This window comes from Parabacteroides caeci (genome assembly GCF_023656795.1).
GTDB classification, from domain to species: domain Bacteria; phylum Bacteroidota; class Bacteroidia; order Bacteroidales; family Tannerellaceae; genus Parabacteroides; species Parabacteroides segnis.
Genome location: NZ_JAMOKT010000002.1, coordinates 83,633 through 96,057, shown reverse-complemented (window position 1 = coordinate 96,057; position 12,425 = coordinate 83,633). Strand labels below are relative to the sequence as shown.

Below are 12,425 nucleotides of genomic sequence, written 5' to 3'. Positions count from 1 at the left end.
GTCCCTAAGCTCTCACTTATCATAGAAAAGAATGTTAAAGGTCTTTTATGCAATAAAAGATTATTTGGAACGTTTTAATCTTCATAAGATAAACAGTGGTATACAATAGGAAAGATGTCTGAAAAACATATACAAATGGTTGACTTGCAAGGTCAGTATCATCGCCTGAAAGAGGAGATAGATGCCGCCATGCAAACTGTTATTGAAAGCAGTGCCTTTATCAATGGTCCTCAGGTGAAGGCTTTTGGCGATCACTTGGCTGAATATCTCAATATTCCCTATGTGATTCCTTGCGGGAACGGTACGGATGCTCTTCAGATCGCTTTGATGGCGTTGCAGTTGCAACCGGGGGATGAGGTGATTGTTCCGGCATTTACCTATGTGGCGGCTGCTGAAGTGATCGCTTTGCTGGGATTGACTCCTGTGCTGGTGGATGTAGATCCGCGAACCTATAATATTGATCCCCGTAAAATAGAAGAATCTATTTCCCGTAATACCAAGGCAATCATTGTAGTTCACCTGTTCGGCCAGTCCTGCGATATGGCTCCGATCCTGAGAATAGCCGGCATGTATCATCTTCATGTGATAGAAGATAATGCGCAGTCCGTTGGTGCGGAATATACTTTCCCGGATGGGCAGGTGAAGAAAACGGGGACAATGGGCGTTATCGGTACGACTTCGTTTTTCCCTTCCAAGCCGCTGGCCTGTTTTGGTGACGGAGGCGCTTTAGTGACTTCTGATGAGAGTCTGGCAAAGCGTATCCGTATGATCGCAAATCATGGTCAGGAAGTTAAATATCATCATAAGCTCATAGGATGTAACTCTCGTCTGGATACCCTGCATGCCGCTGTTTTGGATGTGAAGCTGAAGTATATCGACGAGTTTACAAAAGCCCGGCAGGTCGTTGCCCGAAGATATGACGAAGGTTTGGCTTCATGCGAGCAGTTGATTCTTCCGAAGAAGAGTGATTTCTCTACACATGTCTATCATCAATATACGGTTCAGTTGAAGCCGGTTCCGGAGTATCCCGATACGGCAAAGCATCGGGAGGCATTACAAGCGGCTCTTAAAGAGAAAGGTATTCCTACCATGGTATACTATCCTGTTCCTTTACAAGCACAAGATGCTTATAAATGGATGGCACGTACCCCCGGAAGTATGGAAAATGCAGCCCGTTTAAGCAACTGTGTCCTATCCTTGCCGATTCATACGGAGATGACAGTGGAAGAACAGGAATATATAATAGATGTATTGGTAAAGGAGTTAGAAAATAGAAAGATTTGAGCTATCTGTTTATGGTGACGGTAGTAACCAATTCCCCTCTTGAGAGGGGATAAGGGGTGTGTTAAAGCTGGTTATAGGACGAAACTTTAACACACCCCCTTCCCCCTCTCAAGAGGGGAGCTAGGTACAATCGGTCAATAATCGGATAGTTCACATTTGATAAAATATGAAAGAAAATAAGATAAAATTCGCTGTAGTCGGTTGTGGTCATATCGGAAAGCGCCATGCCGAGATGGTAACCCGTGATCAGGATGCCGAATTAGTCGCTTTATGCGATATCCGTCCTCGCGAAGAATTGGGAATAGAGGCGTATGAAGTTCCTTTTTTTGCCGGTTTGCAGGAATTATTGCAGAGTGGCATTCAGATGGATGTCATTAATATCTGTACTCCGAACGGTTTGCATGCGCCTATGGCGGTACAAGCCATCGAAGCCGGCTGTAATGTGGTGATAGAAAAACCGATGGCGTTGACACTGGCTGATGCGGAGAAGGTGGTATATGCTTCTTTGAAATACCGTAAACAGGTATTTTGCGTCATGCAGAACCGCTATTCCCCTCCTTCCGTGTGGATTAAGGATATGATCGATTCCGGTAAATTGGGAAAGATCTATATGGTTCAGTTGAACAGCTATTGGAACCGTGACGAACGCTATTATAAACCCGGTGGCTGGCATGGGGATGCTGCGCTGGACGGCGGAACGCTCTTCACCCAGTTCTCTCATTTTATCGATATCATGTATTGGTTGTTCGGGGATATCTGTAATATCCAGGCCCGTTTTGCCGATTTCAATCATGATAAACTGACCGCTTTTGAAGATTCCGGCTTTGTGAATTTCAATTTCGTGAACGGAGGAATGGGAAGTCTGAGTTATTCGACTGCTGTCTGGGACAAAAATATGGAAAGCAGCATGCTGATCGTGGCAGAGAATGGCAGCGTAAAGATCGGTGGACAATATATGAATGAAGTGGAATATTGCCATGTGAAGGAGTATGAGATGCCCGAACTGGCTCCAACCAACCCGGGTAATGATTACGGCCCTTACAAGGGATCGGCTCAGAATCATAATTTCGTAATCCGCAATGTGGTCCGTGTCCTTTCCGGTTCCGGTTCGGAATGTATTACAACGAATGTCTTGGAAGGTATGAAAGTCGTAGATATAATACAACGTATCTATGCTCAAAAGTAACGATTCTGAATAAGAAATAATGATCGGTAATTTCCCTTTTATATAAATAACGATTTTAGAAGGGAAAGAATCCCTTCAAATTCCTATCTTTGTGGAAGTTTTGTCATTCCCGGCATGGGACTGACCAACATTGTTGTGCTCTCATTCTTATGAAAAGGACTGAGATATATAGAGAAACTCAAATTGAACAGATAGCATGAAACAGATTTTAGTTACCGGAGGAGCCGGTTTTATCGGCTCTCATCTTTGCGAACGCCTGCTGAAAGACGGGAACAATGTGATTTGTATGGATAATTATTTTACAGGTCTGAAACAAAACATTGTTCATTTACTGGACAATCCCTATTTTGAGCTGGTTCGCCATGATGTGACATTCCCGTATTATGTAGAGGTCGATGAGATTTATAATCTGGCTTGTCCGGCATCTCCGATACATTACCAGTTCGATCCGGTGAGTACGACTAAAACATCTGTTATCGGTGCCATCAATATGCTTGGGTTGGCTAAACGTACCAAAGCACGTATTCTTCAGGCTTCTACCAGTGAAGTTTACGGTGATCCGATCGTCCATCCCCAGGAAGAAAGTTATTGGGGAAACGTGAATCCGATCGGTTTGCGTAGTTGTTATGATGAGGGCAAACGTTGTGCGGAAACTTTATTCATGGATTATCATCGTCAGAATAAGGTAGATGTCAAGATTATCCGTATTTTCAATACCTATGGTCCCCGTATGCGTCCGGATGACGGCCGGGTTGTTTCCAACTTTATCATGCAGGCGTTGAAAGGCGAAGATATTACTATTTACGGAGATGGAAAGCAAACCCGTAGCTTCCAGTATGTCGACGACCTGGTGGAAGGTATGATTCGTATGATGGCTTCCGAAAACTTTACCGGACCTGTCAATTTGGGAAATCCGAGAGAATTTACCATGCTGGAGTTGGCCGAGTTAGTATTGAAGATGACTAATTCGAAATCAAAAATAATATTTACCCCTCTTCCTTCTGATGATCCCAAACAGCGTAAACCGGATATTACTTTAGCAAAAGAAAAACTGAATGGCTGGGAACCTAAAATCCGTTTGGAAGAAGGTTTGATAGATACAATTAAATATTTCAAGAGCCTTTAATTTTGCATTTTGATTATAAATTATGAAAATAGCGATAGTAGGAACAGGCTATGTCGGCCTGGTTACCGGAACTTGTTTTGCAGAAATGGGGACCGAAGTTTTTTGTGTAGATGTTAACACCGAAAAAATTGAAAACCTTAAAAAGGGGATAATCCCTATCTATGAACCCGGTCTGGAAGACATGGTCCATCGTAACCAGCAGGCCGGAAGATTACACTTTACAACCGATCTTACTGAATGTCTGGACGAAGTGGAAGTTTTGTTCAGTGCCGTAGGTACGCCTCCCGATGAGGATGGTAGTGCAGATTTGAAGTATGTGCTTGAGGTAGCCCGTACTGTCGGTCGGAATATGAAGAAACATATTCTGGTCGTAACAAAGAGTACGGTTCCCGTCGGCACGGCAAAGAAAGTACGCCGGGCTATCCAGGAAGAACTGGATAAACGTGGAGTTGAGATCGAGTTCGATGTAGCTTCTAATCCTGAATTTCTGAAGGAAGGAGCAGCGATCAGCGACTTTATGAGTCCGGACCGTGTTGTTGTTGGTGTAGAATCTGAGCGTGCAGAAGAGTTGATGACTCGTCTGTACCGTCCTTTCCTTTTAAATAATTTCCGTGTGATTTTTATGGATGTGCCATCTGCCGAGATGACCAAATATGCTGCGAACGCCATGTTGGCTACCCGTATCAGTTTTATGAACGATATTGCCAACTTGTGTGAGATTATCGGTGCGGATGTAAATATGGTACGTAAAGGTATCGGTTCTGACAACCGTATCGGTAACCGTTTCCTGTATGCTGGCATCGGTTATGGCGGTTCATGTTTTCCTAAAGACGTGAAAGCATTGATCAATACAGCCAAGCAAAATAATTACCCGATGCGTATCCTTCAGGCAGTCGAGGAAGTCAATGACGAGCAGAAATCTCTTTTGTTCCATAAACTCGAAAAGCATTTTAATGGAGACCTGAGAGGTAAACGTATCGCTATCTGGGGACTGGCTTTTAAGCCTGAAACAGACGATATGCGCGAAGCTCCTTCTTTGGTTTTGATAGAAAAACTGTTGGCGGCAGGTTGTGAAGTATATGCTTATGATCCTGTAGCTGTAGAAGAATCCAAACGTCGTATCGGAGATGTTATCCATTATGCAAAAGATATTTATGATGCAGTAGTGGATGCCGATGCCCTGATGCTTGTAACGGAATGGAAAGAGTTCCGTATGCCTTCCTGGTCTGCAATAAAGAAACTGATGGCTACTCCGCTGGTTCTTGATGGCCGTAATATTTATGATATCAAGGAGATGGAGGAGAACGGGTTTGTTTATCATTGCATAGGGAGGTAAATACATATTGTAAACTAAAATTAATTAACTATGAAAGAAAATGTGATTAGATTCAGTGATGTAGAAAGTTGCATAATTGAATTACGGGATCAAAGAGTTCTGCTTGACAGGGATGTCGCTATGCTTTATGATGTAGAAACAAAAGAAATAAATCAGGCAGTCAAAAATAATCCGGATAAATTTCCTGCCGGATATTTAATCGAATGTAATAAAGTTGAGAAAGCCGAACTGGTCAAAAATTTTGACCGGTTCAATCCTTTAAAACATTCAACAGCTCTTCCGACAGCTTTTACTGAAAAAGGACTTTACATGTTGGCAACAATCCTGAAAAGTAACAAGGCAACGCAGACAACAATCGCAATCGTTGAAGCTTTTGCAAGAATCAAGGAATTGTCCAGAACTGTTTTACAGTTACCTACCGCTGATGAAGCACAGCAGAAAACACTTATGCAGCGCACGAGTGAGTTAATGGCTGACTTATTAGATGATGAACCGAAAGTAACAGATTCGGAAACGAAAATAGAATTGAATCTGGCTGTTTTAAAGTTTAAGCATACGGTGAAAAGAAGATAAGAGTGGTTGGTCATAAAGAAGTTTTTTGAAAAATAACTATCATACTATCATATTTTGTTTGTACTCTTTGATTTACGGGATGTATAACTATGATGGTTGATGAATTTATCTATCATAGAACTATCATAAACTGTCATTATCGTCTTACTCTCCGTCTGTTTTGTGTTAAGTATGACATTTAATTTGTCAAAGTAGTTATCTTTTTTAGCTAAAACAGGAAGAAAATTTTCCCGGGACCCCTATTTCGACAGTTTTTATACCCCGGTCTGAGTGATGCTGACACCCGGGTGTGGAGATGGTTAAGACCTGGGTCTCAATGAGTTTATATAGTTATATCTTTGAAAATAAGCAATATACTGTTTGAAAAAAGATAGCTGTTTTTATGATAGTATGAGAGGGTAATTTGTATCTATCATGTATACTGTCATTTGTTGTAATAATTGATTTACAATCGGTGTAATGATGTTGATGATAGTATGACAGTTGTTTTGCAAAATAAATTAAGAATAAATAAAAACCAAGACAATGACTAGGAAAGAAGCTATTAAAATTTTCGAGGAGAAGAAAGTTCGTACTCTTTGGGACGACGAAACGGAAGAATGGTATTTTTCCATAGTAGATGTGGTGAGTGTATTGACAGAGAGTGTAGATGGTCGGAAGTACTTAATTGATACAGGTGATTTATGAGGTATGATTGTGTGATTGTAGGTGCAGGATTAGCAGGGGCAACTTCGGCTCGATTATTAGCGGAGGTTGGTTTTTCTGTTATAGTGGTAGAGGCTAAAAGGCATATTGCCGGGCAATGTTATGACTATAAGGATGATTCTGGAATTACAATCCATAAATATGGCCCACATATATTTCATACTCGGAAGAAGGAAGTATGGGATTTTGTCAATCGTTTTTCTGATTTTTCTGATTATCAACATCGGGTTCAAAGCTATTCAGAAGGGCAATATTATAAATTTCCAATCAACAGAGACACTGTTAATTCTGTATTCGGTGTAAACTTGAAATCAAATGAAGTGTCTCTTTTTTTAAAACAACAGGTTGAAAATTCAACCTTTGATTCATCTCTAAAATCATTTAGAGATGTTGTTGTTTCTCAGGTGGGAGAACGATTATATAAGATGTTCTTTGAATCTTATACCCGTAAACAATGGAGTTGTGATCCTTCTGACTTATCAGGAACTTTGGCGGGTCGTATTCCGATTCGTTTTAATACGGATGACCGTTATTTTAATGATCCTTATCAGGGAATGCCTGTTCGAGGATATACTACGATGGTTACTAACATGCTGGATCATGAAAAAATACATCTCATGCTGGGATGTGATTATTTTAGTATAAAAGATCAGATAAATTTCTCAAAGGTTCTTATATACACTGGGTTACTTGATCGTTTTTTTGATTATAAATATGGACAATTACAATATCGTTCTGTTGATATCAGATTGAAGACTTTAGAAATGCAATCTTATCTACCGGTAGCTGTAGTTAATTATCCGAATGATTATGATTGGACTCGTATAACAGAGTTTAAAAAACTTACAGGAGAGGAGTCTCCACGAAAAACAACAATCTGTTATGAGTATCCAAAAGAAAAAGGAGATCCGTTTTATACGGTACCTACTGAGGAGAATCTTCAGAAGCGCATGCAATATATGAGTGAGGTTGAAAAACTTGAAAAATCAAGTAACTATTTATTTATAGGTCGTTTAGCAGAATATCAGTATTATAACATGGATCTGGTTATAGAAGTAGCAATGAATAAAATTAAAGAATGGCTATCGAAGTAATATCTTATATATATAATAAATTCAGGAATCTAATATTATACGGTATCATAGGAGGTATTAGCTCCGGTTTGGATTTTCTTGTTTATTTTTTATTGGTAAATATTGTAGGAGTACACTATTTGATAGCGAATACTTGTAGTATCTTAATCGGAATAACTACCAGTTTTACTTTGAACCGACATTATAATTTTAAAGTAAAGGATAAAACCAAACGACGATTTGCTATTTTCTTGTGTGTCGGCCTTGCGGGTCTTTTGTTAAGTTCACTGATTCTTTATGTATGTATTCAACAGTTGAAGTTGGACGAACTATTATCTAAGCTCTTGTCGATTGTTTTTGTTGTTATAATGCAATTCATTATAAATAAGAATATAACCTTTAAAAAATAATATTCAGTGGATAAGTTATATATTGTCATGCCTGCTTATAATGAAGAGGCTAATATTGAGAAGACAATAGAAGAATGGTATCCTGTTGTTTCACAGGTTGGGAATGGTTCCAAACTTGTAATAGTAGATGATGGGAGTAAAGATACTACTTACAAGACAATGGAAAGGCTACAATCCGGATTTCCTGATTTTGTGCCATTAACAAAACCAAACTCTGGCCATGGGGCAACTTGCCTGTATGCATATAGATATGCTTTGGAGAATCAGTCTGACTATGTCTTTCAGACTGATTCAGATGGGCAAACATGCCCATCTGAATTTTGGTCAATGTGGGAGGATCGGAATAATTATGATTTTATTATTGGGACGCGGACTGGACGGCAAGATGGATTCAGTAGAGTTGTTGTTACAAAAGTTTTGCGTTTAGTTGTCTGGATAACGTTTGGTGTCTATGTAGAGGATGCGAATACACCGTTCCGGTTGATGAAATCAAGTCGTTTGCAGAAAATAATGAATTATATTCCTTCTGATTTCTTTTTAAGTAATGTGGCGGTTAGTGCACTAGCCGTATTGAAGAAAGAGAATATGAAATGGGTACCAATAACCTTTAAACCCCGCCAGGGTGGGGAGAACTCCATTAATTTAAAAAGGATATTTAAGATTGGAGTGAAAGCTATTGGTGATTTTAGAATGATAAAGAAGAGTTTGAAGTGATAAGAAAAAAGACAGAAAAGGTTTGGTCGAATGATTCGAATTTATTGATTGTAATTGGATTCAGTCTCTTTTTTGTTATATTGAATTTAGTAACATTGGAGTGGACTCCTTTACCATGGATTGACGAGATATCTTATTCGGATTATTCTGTTAATTTTGTTTTAGATGGTGAGTGGAGGACTACTGCGTGGTTTGGAGATAAGAACAATGAGGCATATTCGGTTTATCCTCCTTTGTATCAGTTTGTTTTAGTTCCGTGGGTTTGGCTTTTTGGTGTATCTCCATTGGCATGTAGAAGTTTGAGTGTGATATTGGCTTTTATTTGTTGTTTGGTTATATACCGAGTCATGAAAAAAGCGAATCTTATTAATAGTAGACTAATACTGATTTGTTTTCTTTTGTTGTTTTGGGGAGCCGATCTTTTTTCATGGATGTATAGAAATGGACGGGTTGATATATTGAATATGTTGTGTACAACCTGCTTTTTTTCTTGTTTCTATAATTACTTATTGGGTTCAGGTAATAAATGGTGGTTAGTTTTTTGGTCTTTCTTAGTTTTTATATCTGGAATTCAGGCTTGCCCACTTATAGGTGGAGTTTTAATTCTTTTGCTTCTCTTTCAAAGAAAAATCAGAGTTAAGACTATAAATGCTTTATTCCTGCTTTTAAGTGGTTATTTTTTAGGACTTTGCGGCTTAAGCTTGTTTTTCGGGTTGCAAGGACATTTGTTGTCATTTTATTATAGAACTTTTATTTTTTCAAGTAGTTTAAAGAAGGTCGCGTTGGTTTTACTACCTTACTTTGCTGATGTATTGAATATAAATGTCAATGAATTTACGTCAAAATTAGTAGTATCTGAATCAGTTCCTTTTAGTCAGAAGTTGTTGGATGCGTATGTGGCGAATGTCGAGTATCTGATAGTTTCTGCAATTAATATTCTGGTATTTAGTTATATCATTTATAAAAAACAGCTAAAGTTGAAGTCGCAGGAGGGAGTATTGGGATTAGTAGTATTTTCTATTCCTTTGTTGATGGGGTTAGCAGGGCGATTTTCTCCTTACTATACATGGATGTGCTATATACCAGCGATAATGTATATGGTTTATTTATGTGCCCGATTCGACAGCAAGCCATTATTATTTATTTATACAGGAATGACTTGTGTGATTGTTTCCTTCGGTTTACCTCAAGTACTATATAAGGCAGATAAAGATTCTTATTCGAATGTAGAGAATTTTATTCGTAAGCAAAACTTTTCATCTAACGATAAGATTATTTCCCCTTTTGTTTCTTATTACCCAATACGAAATATAACGAAGCATTGTTATTTTACAGGGATTTATCCTTTGACACTCGTACCGGAAGATACACGTTATATTTTGAAAGCAGTGGATGACTTCGGATACCAAAATATGGATACTTATATCCAGCAATGCAAAAAGGAAGGGAAGAAGGTGACTTTAGTGGATCAACTAGAATCTCCTAAAATGGAACTATTTGTTATCGAGTGATAATCATGGCGGAGGAAACTTTAAAAGATAAAACGGCTAAAGGTCTTTTTTGGGGAGGACTTAGTACATTCCTTCAACAGATTATAGGGATGGTTTTCGGGATTGTGATAGCCCGCATCCTTAATCCGGATGACTATGGATTGGTGGCTATGCTTGCCATTTTTAGTGCTATTGCCAATACAATTATGGATAGTGGCTTTACTACGGCATTGATTAATAAAAAGACTATTCGGCATGAGGACTACAATGCTGTCTTTTGGTTTAGTGCGTTTTGTGGAATAGTTATTTATATGATTTTATTTTTAACTGCGCCTCTTATCGCTAAGTTCTATGATCAGCCGATTCTCATAAATCTTTCACGTATTCTGTTTTTAAGTTTTTTGATTTCAAGTTTTGGTATTGCACATAATGCATTACTTTTTAAGAAGATAAAAGTTAAGCAACGAGGTATTATTGATATAGTGGCGGTTTTTGTGTCTGGAAGTGTAGGATTGATTTTAGCTTTATCTGGTTTTGCTTATTGGGGGTTAGCTTTGCAGTTAGTCACTCAATGTTTAGTTGCAACTTTATTGCGTTGGTATTTTTCGGGATGGTGTCCTACTTTTACATTCGATTTTTCTCCTATTAAAGAAATGTTTGGGTTTAGTTCTAAAATTCTGTTTAATAATATATTAGGACAAGTAAATGCAAATCTTTTCTCTGTATTACTTGGTAAATATTATACGAAGGCAGATACGGGCTATTATTCTCAAGGTAATAAATGGATGGTGGTAGGAAGTATGACTGTTACTAGTATGATTCAAGGGGTTGCTCAGCCTGTATTAGTAGAAGTTACAGACGATAAAATGCGGCAGAAGAATGTTTTTAGGAAGATGCTGAGATTTGGAGCTTTTGTTTCATTTCCAGCAATGATGGGGATAGCTTTTATTGCGAAAGAATTTATTTTAATTACGGTAGGAGAGAAATGGATTGATAGTGTTCTTTATCTTCAGGTATTGAGTATAGCGGCTTCTTTTGCATTTATAACCAATCTGTATTGTAGTTTGCTGTTATCTCATGGAAAATCAAATATAATACTTTATACTAGTTCTATCTTTTATGGTATTAATTTGTTGTTAGCTTTCTGTTTAGTTTCTTATGGTATTTTTCCAATGGTAATAGGATGCTCATGTCTTACTGTTTTATTAAACTTTGGATGGCATTTTTGTGGTAAAAAATATATTGGCATTCAAACATTCGAACTTTTGCAAGATATTTCTCCATATTTTATTCTAACTTTTTTTTGTTTTGTTGTGTCATGGTTTGTGACAAGATCAATTAATAATGTATATATATTATTTTTTGCGAAGATATTTATTGTTGTAATATTATATATTTTATTATTATGGTTTATGCGGTCAACAATTTTGAGGGAATCTATTTCCTTCTTAAAAAAACAAAAAAGATAATTTTGATAAAAATCTATAGATAAATATAGAATAACTTATAATCCACATGAAAGTAAATTGTCCTCTTTGTGCAAATGAAACCATTTTGAAATGTGATAAATGGACTGGTTATCAAGAACCAACTGTTTTTAGTATTTATCACTGTAGTAATTGTAATACAGCTTTCAGTATGCCACGTTGCGATACTACAAAACTTTATGATTTGATCTATAATAATTCAAGCCATTTACCTGGCTATAGTGAATATCTTGATATTTATAGGGAAATAAAACAACAAAAAAATCCTCTTCGTTATTTGATCTCTAAAAGTTTGACCTATTGGTCTGTTAATTATGCTTTGACGAAGATGCTTCACTTAAAATCTGGAAAAATATTTGAGATTGGTTGTGGGTATGGTTATTTAACATATGCACTGCATGAGGCGGGTTATGATATAAAGGGATTAGATGTATCCAAATCTGCTGTAAGCCAGGCCAAAAAATATTTTGGAGACTATTATGTCTGTGGAGATTTGTTCGAATATGCAAAACTCTATCCAGAAAGTGCAGATGCCGTAATATTAACAGAAGTTATTGAACATGTTGAACAACCTTTAGCTTTTATGAGTGCTTTAGCAAAAATTCTAAAACCGGGTGGTTCTATTATTTTAACAACTCCTAATAAGTCTTTTTATCCTGAAGATGTAATTTGGAGTGGTGACAATCCTCCTGTGCATTGTTGGTGGTTCTCGGAAGAATCCATTAAGTATATGGCTGACTCATTGAATTTGTCTATTCATTTTTTGGATTATTCAAATTCATATCAGGTTTCTATGTCGCCTTATAATCAAGAACCAGCTTTAAATTCTTATATATTAGATGCTGATGGTAAACCTATTCCACAAAAATGGATAGGATATTATCAAGGAGGTATATTTCCTGTAAAATTTAAGAGGAGTTCTTTTTATCAGTCTTTTTCTCAAAGACTTTATCCGACGATAGCTAAAATATTTTATCCATCTTATAAAAGAACATGCGGTCTGTGTGCTGTCCTTTCAAAAAAATAAAATAATGTCTTTGT

Annotated in this window: 12 protein-coding genes; all 12 read left to right on the top strand. The window is 37.5% G+C overall.

The genetic code is table 11. The annotated features are described in order from the left end of the window. Positions 1 to 114 precede the first annotated feature (114 nt). The 12 genes from NBH15_RS01545 to NBH15_RS01490 all read left to right on the top strand — a co-directional run bounded on the left by NBH15_RS01545 (position 115) and on the right by NBH15_RS01490 (position 12,411). Positions 115 to 1,284, top strand: a complete 1,170-nt coding sequence (locus tag NBH15_RS01545; RefSeq protein WP_250821823.1) for a DegT/DnrJ/EryC1/StrS family aminotransferase — start codon at positions 115 to 117, stop codon at positions 1,282 to 1,284. 166 nt (positions 1,285 to 1,450) lie between these two features. Then, positions 1,451 to 2,470, top strand: a complete 1,020-nt coding sequence (locus NBH15_RS01540) for a Gfo/Idh/MocA family protein (RefSeq protein ID WP_250821822.1) — start codon at positions 1,451 to 1,453, stop codon at positions 2,468 to 2,470. Positions 2,471 to 2,666: 196 nt separating this feature from the next. Next, complete coding sequence (locus NBH15_RS01535; protein WP_009860713.1) at positions 2,667 to 3,596, top strand: UDP-glucuronic acid decarboxylase family protein; 930 nt, start codon at positions 2,667 to 2,669, stop codon at positions 3,594 to 3,596. Positions 3,597 to 3,618: 22 nt separating this feature from the next. After that, on the top strand, positions 3,619 to 4,932 hold the full coding sequence (locus NBH15_RS01530; RefSeq protein ID WP_250821821.1) for a UDP-glucose dehydrogenase family protein: 1,314 nt from the start codon (positions 3,619 to 3,621) through the stop codon (positions 4,930 to 4,932). Between the two features lie 30 nt (positions 4,933 to 4,962). Further along, positions 4,963 to 5,505 carry an ORF6N domain-containing protein gene (locus NBH15_RS01525; RefSeq protein WP_122326765.1) on the top strand — a complete coding sequence of 181 codons (543 nt, stop codon included), beginning with the start codon at positions 4,963 to 4,965 and terminating at the stop codon, positions 5,503 to 5,505. Between the two features lie 525 nt (positions 5,506 to 6,030). Next, the gene (locus tag NBH15_RS01520; RefSeq protein ID WP_165364453.1) at positions 6,031 to 6,192 is read left to right on the top strand and encodes a BRO-N domain-containing protein; all 162 of its coding nucleotides are present in this window, start codon (positions 6,031 to 6,033) and stop codon (positions 6,190 to 6,192) included. Continuing rightward, positions 6,189 to 7,304, top strand: coding sequence for a UDP-galactopyranose mutase (gene glf, locus NBH15_RS01515; RefSeq protein ID WP_129697837.1), 1,116 nt, complete (start codon positions 6,189 to 6,191; stop codon positions 7,302 to 7,304). Before NBH15_RS01520 ends, glf begins: the two co-directional genes overlap by 4 nt. Next, positions 7,289 to 7,693, top strand: coding sequence for a GtrA family protein (locus tag NBH15_RS01510; RefSeq protein ID WP_129697838.1), 405 nt, complete (start codon positions 7,289 to 7,291; stop codon positions 7,691 to 7,693). Before glf ends, NBH15_RS01510 begins: the two co-directional genes overlap by 16 nt. A gap of 6 nt (positions 7,694 to 7,699) precedes the next feature. Beyond that, positions 7,700 to 8,407: a glycosyltransferase family 2 protein gene (locus tag NBH15_RS01505; RefSeq protein WP_207214393.1), complete on the top strand. Its 708-nt coding sequence runs from the start codon at positions 7,700 to 7,702 to the stop codon at positions 8,405 to 8,407. Continuing rightward, positions 8,404 to 9,918, top strand: a complete 1,515-nt coding sequence (locus NBH15_RS01500; RefSeq protein WP_129697839.1) for an ArnT family glycosyltransferase — start codon at positions 8,404 to 8,406, stop codon at positions 9,916 to 9,918. Before NBH15_RS01505 ends, NBH15_RS01500 begins: the two co-directional genes overlap by 4 nt. Positions 9,919 to 9,923: 5 nt before the next feature. Further along, entirely contained in the window at positions 9,924 to 11,366 is a 1,443-nt protein-coding gene (locus NBH15_RS01495; RefSeq protein ID WP_250821820.1) for a lipopolysaccharide biosynthesis protein, read from the top strand. A gap of 46 nt (positions 11,367 to 11,412) precedes the next feature. Next, entirely contained in the window at positions 11,413 to 12,411 is a 999-nt protein-coding gene (locus NBH15_RS01490) for a class I SAM-dependent methyltransferase (RefSeq protein WP_129697841.1), read from the top strand. The last annotated feature ends 14 nt before the right edge of the window (positions 12,412 to 12,425 follow it).